At 61.7% G+C, this 16,367-nt stretch carries 14 protein-coding genes and 1 riboswitch; of the genes, 8 read left to right on the top strand and 6 right to left on the bottom strand.

The annotated features are described in order from the left end of the window. Nucleotides 1–4: 4 nt before the first annotated feature. Nucleotides 5–1,051 carry a TRAP transporter substrate-binding protein gene (locus AN189_RS14570; RefSeq protein WP_056037331.1) on the bottom strand — a complete coding sequence of 349 codons (1,047 nt, stop codon included), beginning with the start codon at nt 1,049–1,051 and terminating at the stop codon, nt 5–7. A gap of 219 nt (nt 1,052–1,270) precedes the next feature. On the opposite strand from AN189_RS14570, the gene AN189_RS14575 reads away from it, so the two are divergent. The 7 genes from AN189_RS14575 to gcvP all read left to right on the top strand — a co-directional run bounded on the left by AN189_RS14575 (nt 1,271) and on the right by gcvP (nt 9,849). After that, nucleotides 1,271–2,683, top strand: coding sequence for a cytochrome ubiquinol oxidase subunit I (locus tag AN189_RS14575; protein ID WP_056037334.1), 1,413 nt, complete (start codon nt 1,271–1,273; stop codon nt 2,681–2,683). Between the two features lie 3 nt (nt 2,684–2,686). Next, nucleotides 2,687–3,700 (top strand): cytochrome d ubiquinol oxidase subunit II, encoded by a 1,014-nt coding sequence (gene cydB, locus AN189_RS14580; protein ID WP_083484435.1) that lies wholly within the window; start codon nt 2,687–2,689, stop codon nt 3,698–3,700. Beyond that, nucleotides 3,700–3,810, top strand: a complete 111-nt coding sequence (locus AN189_RS18870; RefSeq protein ID WP_083484436.1) for a DUF2474 family protein — start codon at nt 3,700–3,702, stop codon at nt 3,808–3,810. The genes cydB and AN189_RS18870 overlap by 1 nt, the downstream gene beginning before the upstream one ends. A 67-nt stretch (nt 3,811–3,877) precedes the next feature. After that, the gene (locus tag AN189_RS14585; protein WP_056037338.1) at nt 3,878–5,269 is read left to right on the top strand and encodes an aspartate aminotransferase family protein; all 1,392 of its coding nucleotides are present in this window, start codon (nt 3,878–3,880) and stop codon (nt 5,267–5,269) included. 15 nt (nt 5,270–5,284) lie between these two features. Then, nucleotides 5,285–5,371, top strand: a riboswitch (glycine riboswitch). Nucleotides 5,372–5,499: 128 nt separating this feature from the next. Continuing rightward, complete coding sequence (gcvT, locus tag AN189_RS14590) at nt 5,500–6,621, top strand: glycine cleavage system aminomethyltransferase GcvT (protein ID WP_056037341.1); 1,122 nt, start codon at nt 5,500–5,502, stop codon at nt 6,619–6,621. Nucleotides 6,622–6,639: 18 nt separating this feature from the next. Then, nucleotides 6,640–6,999, top strand: a complete 360-nt coding sequence (gene gcvH / locus AN189_RS14595; RefSeq protein WP_056037542.1) for a glycine cleavage system protein GcvH — start codon at nt 6,640–6,642, stop codon at nt 6,997–6,999. A 9-nt stretch (nt 7,000–7,008) separates the two neighbouring features. Further along, a complete protein-coding gene (gcvP, locus tag AN189_RS14600; RefSeq protein WP_056037346.1) occupies nt 7,009–9,849 on the top strand; it encodes an aminomethyl-transferring glycine dehydrogenase in 2,841 nt (946 codons plus the stop codon). A gap of 61 nt (nt 9,850–9,910) precedes the next feature. Here the strand turns inward: gcvP and AN189_RS14605 are convergent, their stop codons facing one another. From AN189_RS14605 to AN189_RS14615, 3 genes are all read right to left on the bottom strand, one after another. Continuing rightward, on the bottom strand, nt 9,911–10,702 hold the full coding sequence (locus tag AN189_RS14605) for an ATP-binding cassette domain-containing protein (RefSeq protein ID WP_056037545.1): 792 nt from the start codon (nt 10,700–10,702) through the stop codon (nt 9,911–9,913). Further along, entirely contained in the window at nt 10,699–11,766 is a 1,068-nt protein-coding gene (locus tag AN189_RS14610) for an ABC transporter permease (protein WP_056037349.1), read from the bottom strand. The genes AN189_RS14605 and AN189_RS14610 overlap by 4 nt, the downstream gene beginning before the upstream one ends. Before the next feature lie 69 nt (nt 11,767–11,835). Further along, a complete protein-coding gene (locus tag AN189_RS14615) occupies nt 11,836–12,858 on the bottom strand; it encodes a sugar ABC transporter substrate-binding protein (protein ID WP_056037352.1) in 1,023 nt (340 codons plus the stop codon). Nucleotides 12,859–13,018: 160 nt separating this feature from the next. On the opposite strand from AN189_RS14615, the gene AN189_RS14620 reads away from it, so the two are divergent. Further along, nucleotides 13,019–14,215, top strand: coding sequence for an ROK family transcriptional regulator (locus tag AN189_RS14620; RefSeq protein WP_056037354.1), 1,197 nt, complete (start codon nt 13,019–13,021; stop codon nt 14,213–14,215). Between the two features lie 3 nt (nt 14,216–14,218). Here AN189_RS14620 and AN189_RS14625 read toward each other — a convergent pair whose 3' ends face one another. Further along, nucleotides 14,219–15,280, bottom strand: a complete 1,062-nt coding sequence (locus tag AN189_RS14625) for a Hint domain-containing protein (RefSeq protein ID WP_056037357.1) — start codon at nt 15,278–15,280, stop codon at nt 14,219–14,221. A 117-nt stretch (nt 15,281–15,397) separates the two neighbouring features. Next, on the bottom strand, nt 15,398–16,306 hold the full coding sequence (locus AN189_RS14630) for a lipid A-modifier LpxR family protein (RefSeq protein ID WP_056037360.1): 909 nt from the start codon (nt 16,304–16,306) through the stop codon (nt 15,398–15,400). Nucleotides 16,307–16,367 lie beyond the last annotated feature (61 nt).

A 16,367-nucleotide genomic window follows, 5' to 3' on the forward strand; every position in this document is an offset into this window, starting at 1 on the left:
TGACTTAGTTCGTTGCCTTGTATTCGTCCATCAATGCCCGCGCGCGGTCGATCAGGGCCTGACCGTCATAGCCGCGTTCGTTCATGTCGGCGACCCAGCTTTCATAGATCGGCTGCACCGCAGGGACCCATTCTGCCTCGACCGTGGCCGCATCGATTTCGATGAAGTTGTTGCCCAGATCCTCGGCGATGGTCATGCCGCGTGCGTCAAAGTCCAGCATGACGTCAGCACCCAGCATGGAAAAATCCAGACCGGAATTGCTATCGATCACGGCCTTCAGCTCGTCTGACAGCCCATCATAGACACCTTGGTTCATCGCCACGATGAACGTCAGCGTATACAGGCCCGCCCCCTCGAACGAGGTGTGGTTGGACACCAGTTCAGAGCTGCGCACAGCGGTCGTGACCTCCCACGGCAGGGTGGTGCCGTCGATCACACCCTTGGACAGCGCCTCTGACACGCCGGGGACCGGCATGCCGACAGGGGTGGCGCCGACCAGTTCCAGCATCTGGTTCACAAGACGCGAACCACCGCGAATTTTCATACCTTCGAGGTCGGCGGGTGTTTCGACGGGGTCCTTGGTGTGGAACAGGCCGGGTCCGTGCACGAATGTCGCCAGCATTTTCATGTCCGGGAAATCGGTTTCCCGCATGCTTTCTTCGTACATGGTCCAATAGGCATAGGTCGCAGCGCGGGCGTCATCGACAAAGAACGGCAGCTCGAACACCTCGGTGGCGGGGAACCGGCCCGGCGTATAGCCCACGACGGTCCAGATCACGTCGGCCACACCATCCTGCACCTGGTCCACCAGTTCTGGCGGGACGCCCCCCAGCTGCATGGCAGGATAGCGGTCGACCTTGATCGCGCCATTGCTCTGTTCTTCGACGTTGTTGGCCCAGACCTCCAGCATTTGCGACGGGATCGCGGCCTGCTGCGGCAGCATCTGATGCATTTTCAGCGTGACCTCCTGCGCCACGGCGGATGTTGCGGTCAGCGCGGCAAAGGCCAGCGCGCTCGCGGCGGTCATCAGTGACCTGCGTGTCGTTTTCATTTCATTCCCTCCCTTTGGTGCGACGCAGGGTCACGGGGTCCGCTGCGTCATCGCCCGGAACTATCCCGAGGCGGACCCGTTTAGGCAATGCTAAACTTGCCAGCGGCACAAAAGCGGGTGTAGCGATACCTGAGACATGGCTGGCATTGAACGATCCGATCGTCGTCAGACATGGATGGGCCGCGACCTCCTTGCGGCTGCCAACAGAAAGGACAGATCATGCTGTCAGGTTTCAGTGCAGAAATCCTCGCACGGGTGCAATTCGCATTCACGGTATCGTTCCATATCATCTTTCCCGCCTTTTCGATCGGTCTGGCCAGTTTCCTCGCGGTGCTGAACGCGCTCTGGCTCAGGACCGGGAACCCGACCTACCGGGCGCTGTTCGACTACTGGAAAAAGATTTTCGCCGTCGCATTCGGCATGGGCGTCGTGTCGGGCATTGTCATGTCCTACCAGTTCGGCACGAACTGGGCGGTATTTTCGGACCGGACCGGCCCCGTGCTTGGGCCATTGATGGCCTACGAGGTGCTGTCGGCATTTTTCCTAGAGGCCGGTTTCCTGGGCATCATGCTGTTCGGGCGTGAACGCGTTGGCAACGGGCTTCATATGTTTGCCACGGCAATGGTGGCGTTTGGCACGCTGATGTCGGCCACATGGATCCTGAGCGTGAACAGCTGGATGCAGACGCCCGCTGGCTACAGCATCAACGAGCTGGGCCAGTTCGTGCCGGAAAACTGGCTGGAAATCGTGTTCAACCCGTCGTTCCCTTATCGCCTGCTGCACATGGTGCTGGCCGCATATCTGACGACCGCCTTCGTGGTGGCGGGCGTGGGCGCATGGCATCTGCTCAAGGACCGCACCGACGCTGCCGCACGCAAGATGTTTTCCATGGCGATGTGGATGGCGCTGCTGGTCACGCCGCTTCAGATTGCGGCGGGTGATTTCCACGGCATCAACACGCTGGAACACCAACCCGCAAAGGTGATGGCGATGGAGGGCCATTATGACAGTCACCCCGATGGTGCACCGCTGATCCTGTTCGGCATTCCCAACCCCGAGGAAAAGCGGATCGACTATGCCGTCGAGATACCCAAGCTGTCGTCGCTGATCCTGAAACACGATCTGAATGCGCCCTTGGACGGTCTGGATACAATTCCGGACGCGGATGAACCGCCCGTGCCGATCGTGTTCTTCAGCTTTCGGGTGATGGTGGGCATCGGGTTTGCCATGCTGGCCGTGGGTATCTGGGGCGGGGTGCAGCGCTATCGCAAGCGGCTGTACGATTCGACTCTGCTGCACAGGACGGCCGTGCTGATGGGGCCTGCGGGTTTCATCGCCGTGCTCGCCGGCTGGATCACCACCGAGGTCGGTCGCCAGCCCTTTACCGTCTACGGCGTGATGCGCACATCAGAGAGCCTGTCACCCATCGCGGCCCCCGCGGTCGCGGCATCGTTGATCGCATTCATCGTGGTCTACTTCTTCGTGTTCGGGGCAGGCACATTCTACATCATGCGCCTGATGGGCAAAAGCGTGGGTGCGCCCAAGAACCTCGAAGACAACGGCCCGACCCGCACCGCCGGGATCACGCCGGTCCAGCAGCTGGACCGCGGCAACCTCGCACCGGGAGAATGACCAATGCCTGACGTTATCTTTGAACTGTCGTTCATCTGGGCGGGGATCATCGCCTTTGCGGTTCTGGTCTATGTCATCCTTGACGGTTTCGATCTGGGGTTGGGCATCCTGTTTCCCTTTGCCCATACGGACCGCGACCGGGACGTGATGATGAATTCCGTCGCCCCCGTCTGGGACGGAAACGAAACCTGGCTGGTACTGGGCGGTGGCGGTCTGTTTGCCGTGTTTCCGCTGGCCTATGCCATCGTGATGCCTGCGCTCTACATGCCCATCATCATCATGTTGCTGGCGCTGGTGTTTCGGGGTGTCGCCTTTGAATACCGGTGGAAAACCGTGCGCTGGCGCAGGGTCTGGGACTCTGCGTTCTGCGGCGGTTCTGCCGTCGCGGCCCTGTGCCAGGGCATCGCCCTGGGTGCGTTGGTCCAGGGGATCGAGGTTGACGGCCGCGCCTATGGCGGCGGCTGGTGGGACTGGCTGACGCCATTTTCGATCGCCACCGGTGTGGCCGTGGTCTGCGGCTATGCGCTGTTGGGGGCGACCTGGCTGGTGATGAAAACCAGCGGCGGCGTCAGTCACCGCATGCGTGATCTGGCCAAGCCGCTTGCCATCGTCACACTTGTATTCGTAGCGGGCATCAGCGTCTGGACACCATTTCAGGACCCCGAATACTTTGGCCGCTGGTTCAACTGGCCGGGCACACTTTATACCTCGCCTGTGCCCATCGCCTTGGTCGTCGCGATCTATCTGCTGTTTCACGGGCTGGCGACCGGGCGGGACAAGACGCCGTTCTTTGCCGCCGAAGCCATTTTCGTGCTCGCGTTCATCGGGATCGGGATCAGCTTTTACCCCAACATCGTCCCCCCTGCCCTGACCATCCGAGAGGCGGCCGCCCCTGACAGCAGTCTGCTGTTCGCGCTGGTCGGCACGGTCATCCTCGTGCCGATCATCCTGGGCTACACGGCCTATGCCTACTGGGTGTTTCGCGGCAAGATCGACCCCGAAGAGGGCTATCACTGATGGCACAGAGCCCGGCCTGGAAACGCGTCGCATGGTTTGTCGCGATCTGGGTCGCCTCGGTGGCGGCCCTTACAGTTGTCGCCTATGCGATCCGGCTGGCGATCGTTTAAATCCGCTTGCCAATACCATGCGCCGGGCGCAATCGTGACGCCGACGCCGACCATGAAAGGACGCCCGATGTTTGAAAACCATTTGCCCACCCAAGAGCTTCAGGCGCTGGATGCGGCACATCACCTGCATCCTTTCACCGACGGCAGCGCGCTGAACAAGAAAGGCGCGCGCGTCATCACGGCGGCCAAGGGCGTCTGGCTGACAGACAGCGACGGCAATCGCATTCTGGACGCGATGGCGGGGCTGTGGTGCGTGAACATCGGCTATGGCCGCCCCGAAATGGCCGAAGCCGCCAAGCGGCAGATCGAACAACTGTCATTCTACAACACGTTTTTCCAGACGACACACGTGCCTGCGGTGACACTGGCGGCCAAGCTGGCCCAGATCGCGCCCGGCGATCTGAACCACGCGCATTTTGCCAATTCCGGGTCAGAGGCAAACGATACCAACCTGCGGCTGGTGCGGCATTATTGGGCGGCCAAGGGCAAACCGTCCAAACGTGTCGTGATCGGGCGCTGGAACGGCTATCACGGATCGACCATGGGATCAGGCAGTCTGGGCGGCATGAAATTCATGCACGCACAGGGCGGTATGCCGATCCCCGACGTGGCCCACATCGAACAGCCCGACTGGTGGATGCAGGGCGGTGACAGCGACCCCGCCGATTTCGGCCTGGCCCGCGCCCGCCAGCTTGAGGAAAAGATCCTGGAGCTGGGTGAGGACAACGTAGCGGCGTTCATCGCGGAACCGATCCAGGGGTCCGGCGGTGTCATCGTGCCGCCCGCAACATATTGGCCCGAAATCCAGCGCATCTGCGCGCATTACAACGTGCTGCTGATCGCGGATGAGGTCATCACCGGCTTTGGCCGCACCGGCAAATGGTTCGGCAGCCAGACGCTGGACCTGCGCCCCGACATCATGACCATCGCCAAGGGCATGTCATCGGGCTACGCGCCCATCGGTGCATCCCTGCTGTCGGACGACGTGGCGAACACGATCAACGACGCAGGCGAATTCAACCACGGCTATACCTATGCCGCACATCCGCTGTCGGCGGCGCTGGCATTGGAAAACATCCGCATCCTCGAGGATGAAAAGATCGTCGATCACGTGGCGAACGTCGCAGCACCCTACCTGCGCGAAAAGTGGGAAGGCCTGATCGACCACCCGCTGGTCGGTGACGCCAGCATCGTGGGCCTGATGGGATCAATCCGCATGACACCAGACAAGGCAGCACGTGCGAAATTCAAATCCGACGAGGGCACGGCGGGATATATCTGCCGCGAACGCTGTTTTGCCAACAATCTGGTCATGCGCCACGTGGGCGACCGCATGGTGATTTCGCCGCCGCTGGTCATCACCAAGGCCGAGATCGACCAGTTCACCGACCGCGCCGTGCAGTCGCTGGACGAGACGCATGCAAAACTCAAGGCCGATGGCTTGATGGTTGCCGCCTAACTGGCTAACGTTCTATCGACTCGTGTGGGAGAACCGGTAACACCCGGTGCCGAAGGCGCAACCGCCCCGGAAACGCTCAGGCCACAGGACCACGGGGGTCTTAACACTCTGGAGAGTGGCACCTTGCGTGCCCGCCGACGGGATAGCGATCTCAGGCAAACGGACAGAGGGGGCATCAGGTCGCGGACGCGGCCCAGGATGCCCGTGCGCGCCACGGCGAAAGGACCGCTTTGGACGAAAACCGCAAGACCCCGCTCTTTGATCTGCATGTTGCCCTTGGGGGCAAGATCGTCGGCTTTGCCGGTTATGACCTGCCCGTACAATATATGGGCGTTCTGCCCGAACACCTGCACACAAGAACCAAGGCAGGGTTGTTCGACGTCAGCCATATGGGCCAATGCGTGGTCACGGGGCCATCTTTCGAGGCGGTTGCACAGGCGCTGGAATCGCTTATTCCCGTTGATATCGCAGGTCTTGCGGATGGGCGTCAGCGCTATGGATTTCTGACAAACGACGCTGGCGGCATCCGCGACGACCTGATGCTGGCACGGCGCGGCGACAGCGTGTTCATGGTCGTCAACGCTGCCTGCAAGGCCGCCGACATCGCCCATATCCGCGCGCATCTGCCGGACGGCGTAACACTGACAGAGGTGACGGACCGCGCCCTGCTGGCGCTGCAAGGACCGCTGGCAGAGGATGCCTTGGCGACGCTGAATTCCGCCGCCCGCACCATGCGGTTCATGGACGTGGTCGACATGGAACTGGCGGGCGTGACCTGCTGGGTGTCACGGTCAGGCTATACCGGCGAGGACGGCTATGAAATTTCGGTGCCCGATGCGCTGGCCGAACCGCTTGCCCGTGCGCTGCTGGACCTGCCCGATGTGGCACCCATCGGTCTGGGGGCCCGCGACAGCCTGCGGCTGGAGGCAGGACTTTGCCTGTATGGGCACGATATCGACGACACCACCACGCCTGTCGCCGCCGGCCTGACCTGGGCGATCCAAAAGGTCCGCCGCCCCGGTGGTGCGCGCGCCGGCGGTTATCCTGGTGCGGATATCATCGGTGCCGAACTGGCAGACGCCCCGGCCATGGCGCGGGTCGGTCTGCTGCCTGACGGCCGTGCGCCCATGCGCGAGGGTGTGCAGATCTTTGCCTGCGCAGATGCGCAAACACCGATCGGGCGCATCACCTCTGGCGGATTTGGGCCGACGGTTCAGCGGCCAGTTGCCATGGCCCTGATCGACCGGGGGTTTGCCGCCCCCGGCACGGCCCTATGTGCGGAACTGCGGGGCAAACGTCTGCCCGTCACCGTGGCCGCGATGCCGTTTATCCCCGCCAATTTCAAACGCTGAAAAGGACCAGACCCCATGTTGAAATTCACCGAAGAACACGAATGGCTGCGCGTCGAGGATGACCTTGTCGTGGTCGGCATCACCGAACATGCCGCCACGCAGCTGGGCGATATCGTGTTTGTCGAACTGCCGGACGAAGGCACCGTGGTCGTCAAGGACGACGAGGCTGTCGTGATTGAATCGGTCAAGGCCGCGTCAGATATCCTTGCCCCACTGTCGGGCGAAATCGTCGAGGTGAATACCACGCTGAACGATAACCCCGGCCTGGTGAACGATGATCCCATCGGCGACGGCTGGTTTTTCAAGATGGCGGTCGAGGACATGTCCCAGCTGGACGAATACCTCGACGAGGCCGACTACAAGAAACTGATCGGATAGGATGAATTCATGACCTACACGCCGACGGACTACCTGCCCTATGACTTTGCCAACCGCCGTCACATCGGCCCCTCACCCAAAGAGATGGAAGCCATGTTGCAGACCGTCGGCGCGCCGTCGCTGGATGCGCTGATCGACGAAACCCTGCCTGCGGGTATCCGGCAGGCCGAACCGCTGGAATTCGGCAAACCCAAATCGGAAAGCGAGTTGCTGTGGCACATGCAGCAGGTCGCGAAACAGAATACCGTGCTGACGTCCCTGATCGGCCAAGGGTATTACGGGACGGTCACGCCGCCCGCGATCCAGCGCAACATCCTCGAAAACCCGGCCTGGTACACGGCCTATACGCCCTACCAGCCTGAAATTTCTCAGGGCCGGCTGGAGGCGCTGCTGAACTACCAGACCATGATCAGCGACCTGACAGGGCTGGAAATTGCAAACGCATCCCTGCTGGACGAGGCCACGGCCTGCGCCGAGGCGATGACGATGGCGCAGCGCATCGCCAAGTCCAAGGCGACCGCGTTTTTCGTCGATGAAAACTGTCATCCGCAGAACATCAACGTGATCCGCACGCGGGCCGAACCGCTGGGGATCGATGTAATTGTCGGTGACCCCGACGCGCTGGATGCGACGGCGGTTTTTGGTGCGATTTTCCAGTATCCCGGAACCCACGGTCAAGTGCGGGATTTCACCGCGCAAATGACGGCCCTGCACGCGGAAAACGCGATTGGCATCGTGACAGCAGACCCGCTGGCGCTGTGCCTGCTGAAAGAGCCCGGCGCGATGGGGGCGGATATCGCTGTCGGATCGACCCAACGCTTTGGCGTGCCTGTCGGTTACGGTGGTCCACACGCGGCCTACATGGCCACAAAACAGACCTATGCACGCAGCATGCCGGGGCGGATTGTCGGCGTCAGCGTCGATGCCCATGGCAACCGCGCCTACCGTTTGTCGCTGCAAACGCGCGAACAGCATATCCGCCGCGAAAAGGCGACGTCGAATGTCTGCACGGCACAGGCGCTGCTGGCGGTCATGGCAGGCTTTTACGCCGTATTTCACGGTCCCGAAGGGCTCAAAGCCATCGCGCAGCGCATTCACCGCAAGACGGTGCGCCTTGCGCGCGGGCTCGAAGACGCAGGCTTCAAGGTCGAGCCGGACGCGTTTTTCGACACCATCACGGTCGAGGTCGGTGCCCTGCAACGCGGGGTGATGCAAGCGGCCGTCAACGAGGGCATCAACCTGCGCCGCGTGGGCAAAACCAAGGTCGGCATTGCGATGGATGAACGCTCCCGACCGGCTACGATCCGGCAGGTCTGGCGCGCCTTTGGCATTCAGGATCGCGACACCGACCTGACCGCGGAATACCGCATGCCGGACGCGATGATCCGCCAGACCCCCTATCTGACGCATCCGGTGTTCCACATGAACCGCGCGGAAACGGAAATGATGCGCTACATGCGACGGTTGGCCGACCGCGATCTGGCGTTGGACCGGGCGATGATCCCGCTGGGGTCCTGCACGATGAAACTGAACGCCGCCGCCGAAATGATGCCGATTTCATGGCCTGAATTCGCGTTGCTGCATCCCTATTGTCCCAAGGATCAGGCGCAGGGCTATACCCACATGATCGCGGACCTCAGCGCAAAGCTGTGCGATATCACCGGCTATGCCGCGATTTCGATGCAACCCAATTCCGGCGCGCAGGGGGAATATGCGGGCCTGCTGACCATCGCCCGCTGGCAAAAGGCGCGTGGCGAGGGTCATCGCAACGTCTGCCTGATTCCCGTGTCCGCCCATGGCACCAACCCCGCCAGCGCCCAGATGGTCGGCTGGAAGGTCGTCGTGGTCAAATCCGCAGACAACGGCGATATCGATCTGGATGATTTCCGGGCCAAGGCCGAATTGCACGCCGAAAACCTAGCGGGCTGCATGATCACCTATCCCAGCACCCACGGCGTGTTCGAGGAAACGGTGAAAGAGGTCTGCGACATCACCCATGCGCACGGTGGTCAGGTCTATATCGACGGTGCCAACATGAACGCCATGGTCGGCCTGTCCCGCCCCGGCGATCTGGGGGGCGATGTCAGCCACCTGAACCTGCACAAGACGTTCTGCATCCCCCACGGTGGCGGAGGCCCCGGCATGGGCCCCATCGGCGTCAAGGAACACCTCATCGACCACCTGCCCGGCGATCCCAACACGGGAGAAGGCGCTGTGGCCGCCGCCGCCTATGGGTCGCCGTCGCTGCTGCCGATTTCCTGGGCCTATTGCCTGATGATGGGCGGCGCGGGTCTGACGCAGGCCACGCGGGTCGCGATCCTGAACGCCAACTATATGGCCGAACGGCTGTCGGGGGCGTTTGACGTGCTTTACCGCGGTAAATCCGGGCGCGTGGCGCATGAGTGCATTCTGGACACCCGGCCCTTTGCCGAACACGGGATCACCGTCGACGATATCGCGAAACGTCTGGTCGATTGTGGCTTTCACGCCCCCACGATGAGCTGGCCCGTGACCGGCACGCTGATGATCGAACCCACGGAAAGCGAAACAAAGGCAGAGCTGGACCGTTTCTGCGATGCGATGCTAGCGATCCGTGCGGAAATCGACATGGTCGCCAGCGGCGAGATGGACGCGGTCAATAACCCGCTGAAAAACGCGCCCCACACGGTCGAGGATCTGGTGGGCGATTGGGACCGCCCCTACACCCGCGAACAGGGGTGTTTTCCACCCGGCGCATTCCGCGTCGACAAATACTGGCCCCCGGTCAACCGGGTCGACAATGTCTATGGCGACCGCAACCTGTTGTGCACCTGCCCGCCGCTCGAGGCCTACGCCGAAGCGGCAGAATGACATCAACAAAAAGGGCCGCCCGATCCGGGCGGCCCTTTTGCTATTTTATCTATCGCTTGAATCAGGCGTGGGCCTTGCCACCGATCAGCGCCTCATCGGGTTCGGCCGCACCGGTCATGTAGGCCACGGCGTCCGACATCGAATGATTCTTGGGATCGATGACGCACAGGCGCTTGCCCAGACGGTGCACGTGAACACGGTCTGCGACCTCGAACACATGGGGCATGTTGTGGCTGATCAGGATGATCGGAATGCCACGCGACCGGACGTCCTGGATCAAGTCCAGCACACGGCGGCTTTCCTTGACGCCCAATGCGGCCGTCGGTTCGTCCAGGATGATGACCCTGCTGCCAAAGGCTGCGGCACGGGCGACGGCCACGCCCTGACGTTGACCACCTGACAGTGTTTCCACAGCCTGATTGATGTTCTGGATCGTCATTAGCCCCAGCTCTGACAGCTTTTCACGGGCGAATTTCGCCATCGCGGGCTTGTCGAGCTGACGGAACACCTTGCCCATGATGCCGGGCTTGCGCAGCTCCCGCCCCATGAACAGGTTGTCGGTGATGGACAAGGCAGGCGACATTGCCAACGTCTGGTAAACCGTTTCGATACCAGCCTCGCGGGCATCCAGCGGCGTCGCGAAATTCACGCGCTTGCCGTCCAGATGCACCTCGCCTTCGTCCGGGACCACGGCACCGGACAGTGCCTTGATCAAGGTGGATTTGCCCGCCCCGTTGTCACCGATCACGGCAAGGATTTCGCCCGGGTAGAGTTCGAAATCGCAGTGATCCAGGGCCGTGACGCGCCCGTAGCGTTTGACCAGATTGCGGCCAGTGAGAATGGGATCGGTCATGATGATACCTTTCTGATCCATTGGTCGATTGCGACGGCACCGATGATCAGCACGCCGATCAGCAGATAGGTCCATTGGGCGTCAGCCCCCGCCATACGCAGGCCCATTTCGAACACGCCGACGATCAGCGCGCCCAAAAACATGCCCACGATACTGCCGCGACCGCCAAAGAGGGAAATGCCACCGATCACCACGGCCGTGATCGACTGGATGTTGCCCAGCACCCCGGTCGAGGCCGAAGGCGTGATCGACCCGAACCGGCCCACCATGACCCAGGCCGCAATCGCGCAGAACAATCCGGCCAGCGCATAGACCTGAATGAGGATCGTGTCGGTTTTCACACCCGCCAGACCGGCGGCATCAGCGTCGTCACCAACGGCATAGACGTGGCGCCCCCATGCCGTTGACCGCAGCACATAGGCCATGACAGCCACCAGCACGATCAGCAGAACGACGGCAAAGGTCACCCGTGCGTCAAAAATCTCGAAGGTATTGCCCCAGAACTGCATGATCGGGGCGGTTTCCTCGATATCGCGCGACCGGATCGTTTCGTTGCGCGAAAAAATGTAGTTGGTCGCAAGGAAAATCTGCCATGTCCCCAGCGTGGTGATAAAGGGCGGGATTTTCATCTTGGCCACAAGGAACCCGTTGATCGACCCCATGACGGTGCCGGCGATCAGCGCGATCATGACCGACAATTCGCCGGGCACGCCGTAGCGGAACGTCAGCTGGCCCATCAGCACCGTGATCAGCACGGCCATTGCCCCAACGGACAGGTCGATGCCCGCGGTCAGAATGACAAGCGTCTGGGCGATGCCCAAAACGCCAACGATACCGATCTGCTGAAAAATGGTCGACAGCGTGCTGACACGCATGAAGTTCGAATTGATGATGCCGAAAATAATGACTGCAACGATCAGCACCACAAGGGGCACGATGGCCGGCGTCTGGTGCAAGATGTGCTGTAGATGCCCCAGCGGACTGCGCTTTGGCGCTTCGAATTGCGCCAGCGTGTCGGCCTTGCCGCCGCGGGTTTTTTGCTCGTAGTCCTGTGTTTGGGTCATTCCATGCTCTCCCCGTGATGGAAAACGGGCGGCACAGGGCCGCCCGCTTCAGGATGTCGGATTAGGGATTTAGCCCCAGCAACGGTCGGTGCCTTCGGCAATGTCGATGCTTTCGACGCCGTCAACCGGCGCGCCAGTGACGAGGCTGACGCCCGTGTCAAAGAAATCCTTGCCTTCGGTCGGGGTCGGCACGGTGCCGTCTGCTGCGAATGCGGCAATCGCCTCGATGCCCAGCGACGCCATGTCCAGCGGATACTGCTGGGCCGTTGCGCCGATAACGCCGTCAGCGACGTTCTGCACGCCGGGGCAACCGCCGTCGACGGACACGATCAGCACGTCGTTTTCACGACCGATGGCGCGCAGCGCCTCGTATGCGCCAGCCGCGGCAGGTTCGTTGATGGTGTAGACCACGTTGATCTCCGGATCCTGCGCCAGCAGGTTTTCCATCGCGCGGCGACCGCCTTCTTCGTTGCCCTGCGTCACGTCGTTGCCGACGATGCGCGGATCGGTTTCATCGCCCCACATGTTGGGGTCCATGATGTCGATGCCAAAGCCCTGAAGGAAACCCTGGTCGCGCAGAACGCCCACGGTCGGCTGGCTGACGTCCAGGTCGAGCATCGCGATCTTGGCGTTGGCGGCCTCGTCACCCAGTGTAGCGGCAGCCCACTGACCGATCAGCTCTCCAGCGAGGAAGTTGTCGGTTGCGAATGTCGCATGTGCGGCATCGGCGGGGTCCAGCGGCGTGTCCAGTGCGATGACCAGAATGCCGGCTTCCTTGGCCTGCTCCAGCACGGGCACGATGGCCGAGGTGTTGGACGCGGTGATCAGGATACCGGATGCGCCGTCGGCGATGCAGGTTTCGACAGCTGCGACCTGCGTTTCGTTGTCGCCGTCGACCTTGCCCGCAAAGGTCATCAGGTTGATTCCCAGCTCTTCGGCCTTGGCGGATGCACCTTCGCGCATTTTCACGAAGAACGGGTTCGTATCCGTCTTGGTGATCAGACATGCGGTTGTTTCAGCATGCGCTGCTGCATAGGCGACACTAGTGGTCGACAGCAGAGCAAGTGCAGTTCCAGTAAGCAGTTTTTTCATCTTCCCCTCCCAAGGAATGAGGCTACCTTGCCAACGATGCGAACCGGATGATCCGCACCACTATCACCACTCAAGAGCATGGCTGACGATTCGTCAACACGAATAAATCAACTTGATTTACTAATTTAACTGCTCAATACCTTCAGGTGGGAGAATTATTATGACTCATGAAGATTCACGCGTTCAGACGACTGGACGCAACCAAAGCGCCTTGCGCGATCACAATGAGCGATTGATCCTCACCAAGCTGTCACGTCAGGGCCCCATGCCGGGCAGCGAGATATCGCGCGTCACGGCCCTGTCGCCACAAACGGTTTCCGTGATCCTGCGCGAGCTGGAACAGGACGGCATGCTGACGCGCGGGACACCGATGCGTGGCCGCGTGGGCAAGCCGTCGATCCCGATGGAATTGTCCAAGAACGGTGCCTATTCGGTCGGGGTCAAGATCGGACGCCGCAGCGCAACGGTCGTGCTGACCAACATTCTGGGCGAGGTGCTGCTGAATCGCAGCGTGCGCTATGACTACCCCATACCGGGGCCGATCATGGCATTCCTGACCGACGCGCTGGCGCAGATCCGGACGCAACTGGGCCCGCGCGACTGGGACCGTATCGCAGGGATCGGCATTGCGAAACCCTATGAAATCTGGGCATGGCACGACACGATCGGTGCCCCCCAGCGTGATCTTGATCTTTGGCGCGATTTCGATTTCGCCGAAAGTCTGGGTCAGATCTGCGATCTGGATGTCTTTGTCGAAAACGACGCGACCGCGGCCAGTCAGGCGGAACATCTGTATGGCGCCGGCCGCGATTGGTCGCATTATGCCTATTTCTTTGTCGGCACCTTTATCGGCGGCGGCGTGGTGCTGAACGATGCGGTGTTCGAAGGCCCCTTTGTCAACGCCGGTGCGTTCGGATCGCTGCCTGTCAGGACAGCGACCGGCGAAACCCGGCAGCTGATCGATACGGCGTCCCTCTATTTGCTGGAGGATCGGATTCGCGCCACGGGCAGCGACCCTTCGGCCATCTGGCAAGACCAGTCGGACTGGTCACAGTTCGGACCCATCATCGAGGACTGGATCGCACAGACCGGCACGCAGCTGGCATTCGCCGCGCTGAGCGTGTGTTCCGTGATTGATTTCGAAGCCATCGTGATCGACGGGTCCATGCCCGATCGCGTGCGCGACGGACTGGTGGCGCGGGCGCGGCAGGAACTGGAAACGCTTGACACGCGGGGCCTGCACGTCCCGCAAGTCGTCGCAGGCGCGATCGGACGGCAAGCCCGCGAAATGGGGGCGGCCGCGATACCGATCCACGCCAAACACTTCTTGGCACTGCATGCAGGCGATGTGGCCTGACCGTCAGGCCGTGTCGGCCTTGAGGATGGCCGCCTCGCTTTGCGTCAGCAGACGCCGGGCCGCATCACCATAAAGCGCGGTATCGACCGCAAGATCCGGCAGGCGGTCGAACAGCCGGTCCCTGTCACCGTCATCCATCGCCCCCATCGGGGTGTTGTCTGGGTGAAAGCTTTCGGTTGCGACACCGTTGGCAAAGACGATTTCGTGACGGGGCAGCAGCATGTGGATGTAGGTCACCGCACGGTGCCCGTGTTCGCGCATGATTGTCCGATCGTTAATCAGGTCCCGCGCCGCGACCAGCACCTCGTCACTGTTGAACAGCGCGCGCGCCTGTGGACCACGCAGCACCATGCGGTGATCCGGGGACACCAGCAGCCCTTCGTCCGGGACCTCTCGGTCCAGCGACCCGGCCTTTAACCTGACGGGCGCAAGATCAGGGACCGCCTTGATCCGCGCACCGCTGACCCGCCGTGACGCCAGCCAGAGAATTTCAGCAGGGCCGTTGTCCTGAGTCTGCACAAGGTCGCCCTCGGACAGTGATGCGACATCGCGAGGGCCGTAGGGCGTGCGGATCATGGTGCCTGGGGTAAAGCAGATGACGCCGCGCGGCACGCTTTGCACTTCGGCGCGCAGGCGCGCATCGACGCCGTGGCGTACGATCCACAATTCGGTCTGGCGCGGTGGAATATCGTCCAGGAACATGACCAGCGGCTTGCGCCCTGCTCCGCGCGGGATCAGCGTGATTTCCCACACCTTGTAGCCGTCCGTCACCGTCAGCGACGTCTTGAACAGCGGATCGCGCAGGATCGGAATGTCTGCCGCCGGCGCAACCTCTGCTGCATCCAGCAGGCGCCGCACCGTGGGTGCCGCACGCTTGCGCAAATCTGCCTGTTCCTCTGATCGCCCTAACGGCAGAACGGCACTGGGGCCGTCCACACGTACCGGCACACCGGTCCACGACCAGATCGCACCAACACGCACATGATCAACCGGCGGCGAATGCAGCCCGTCAAGTTCCATTTGCGACCAGGGAATGACAAACGTGCCACGAAAGCCCGTTTTCATACCTGTTACCTTGCCTCAATCGGCCGCGTCGTTCATCGCGCGGTCCTTATGATTGGCAGGTTAGCCGCCACGCACTTGCCGATCAAGTGGGCGGTGCAGCACTGTGGCAATCCGGTATCAGAAGGAAAAGTTGAGCCTGACAGACCCCACGACCTGCCCCTCGGGCTGTTCGTCGAATTCGCGCGACAGATAGGTCGCCCCATAGAACAGGGACAGACCCGGATGCGGCTGCCAGTTGACGCCCGCGCGGGCGCGCGAGCGCGTGTCGCTGGCCTGATACCCCTCGTGACCTGGCAGGAAATTGCTGCCGGCAACGCTTGCGATGTCACCGCCCAGCACAAAACCGACCCCGGACCCGGTTCCCATGGCACCCGGATACAATTGTCCCGTGACCACGTCCCGCACCAGCAGATCGTCCTGACCCACGCGACCGACAATCAGATCGGCACCGATGCGGGCAATATCCTCGGTCCCCAGTTTCGCTTCGACGAATGGCCGGATCGTCGCCTGATCACCCAGTTGGTATGTCCGCCGCAATTCGCCGGTCACATCAAGAAATACATCGTCATCAAGTTGCGGATCATTCAGCGGCACCTGCAACCCAAAGGTGTCGTGATAGAATTCCTGAAAATCGTCCATGCCTGTCTGCGGCCCCACAAGGACCACATCGGCACCCACGCTGGCATCGGTGCCTGACAGGTCGAAATGCGTATGCGCACCGGCGGACAGCAGACCGACGTATGGCCGGCCGCGCGTGCCGCTGTCCGGCGCAATGATTTCCGCCCGCAGCCGGTATTCCAGCACATCGCCAAAGGGTTGCAGCGCCCCATCATGCGGCCGCGGCGCACGCAAATGACTGTAGACATAGGACCCTGTCCGCCAGCGGTCACTGCCGTCGCCGATCGCGTCGTTCGTGAACAACCGCCCGTTTCCGATACCCTGCCGGTCCTGCAACAGGTCCTGTGACAAGGCCGGGGTCGCACAGGTCAGCGCGGACAGGATCAAGGCGTGCAGGGTGTAATTCATGGTGTCGCTTCTGCAGGGAGGATCGTTACGTGATAGAAGTGCGAACCGAGTCGCACTAGCG

The sequence above is a fragment of the Loktanella sp. 3ANDIMAR09 genome (assembly GCF_001420005.1).
Lineage (GTDB): Bacteria > Pseudomonadota > Alphaproteobacteria > Rhodobacterales > Rhodobacteraceae > Loktanella.

What these genes read in the sequence shown, in the direction of transcription:
- AN189_RS14570 (WP_056037331.1), bottom strand. Translation starts at nt 1,051, where the DNA reads ATGAAAACGACACGCAGGTCACTGATGACCGCCGCGAGCGCGCTGGCC.
- AN189_RS14575 (WP_056037334.1), top strand. Translation starts at nt 1,271, where the DNA reads ATGCTGTCAGGTTTCAGTGCAGAAATCCTCGCACGGGTGCAATTCGCA.
- cydB (WP_083484435.1), top strand. Translation starts at nt 2,687, where the DNA reads ATGCCTGACGTTATCTTTGAACTGTCGTTCATCTGGGCGGGGATCATC.
- AN189_RS18870 (WP_083484436.1), top strand. Translation starts at nt 3,700, where the DNA reads ATGGCACAGAGCCCGGCCTGGAAACGCGTCGCATGGTTTGTCGCGATC.
- AN189_RS14585 (WP_056037338.1), top strand. Translation starts at nt 3,878, where the DNA reads ATGTTTGAAAACCATTTGCCCACCCAAGAGCTTCAGGCGCTGGATGCG.
- gcvP (WP_056037346.1), top strand. Translation starts at nt 7,009, where the DNA reads ATGACCTACACGCCGACGGACTACCTGCCCTATGACTTTGCCAACCGC.
- AN189_RS14605 (WP_056037545.1), bottom strand. Translation starts at nt 10,702, where the DNA reads ATGACCGATCCCATTCTCACTGGCCGCAATCTGGTCAAACGCTACGGG.
- AN189_RS14610 (WP_056037349.1), bottom strand. Translation starts at nt 11,766, where the DNA reads ATGACCCAAACACAGGACTACGAGCAAAAAACCCGCGGCGGCAAGGCC.
- AN189_RS14615 (WP_056037352.1), bottom strand. Translation starts at nt 12,858, where the DNA reads ATGAAAAAACTGCTTACTGGAACTGCACTTGCTCTGCTGTCGACCACT.
- AN189_RS14620 (WP_056037354.1), top strand. Translation starts at nt 13,019, where the DNA reads ATGACTCATGAAGATTCACGCGTTCAGACGACTGGACGCAACCAAAGC.
- AN189_RS14625 (WP_056037357.1), bottom strand. Translation starts at nt 15,280, where the DNA reads ATGAAAACGGGCTTTCGTGGCACGTTTGTCATTCCCTGGTCGCAAATG.
- AN189_RS14630 (WP_056037360.1), bottom strand. Translation starts at nt 16,306, where the DNA reads ATGAATTACACCCTGCACGCCTTGATCCTGTCCGCGCTGACCTGTGCG.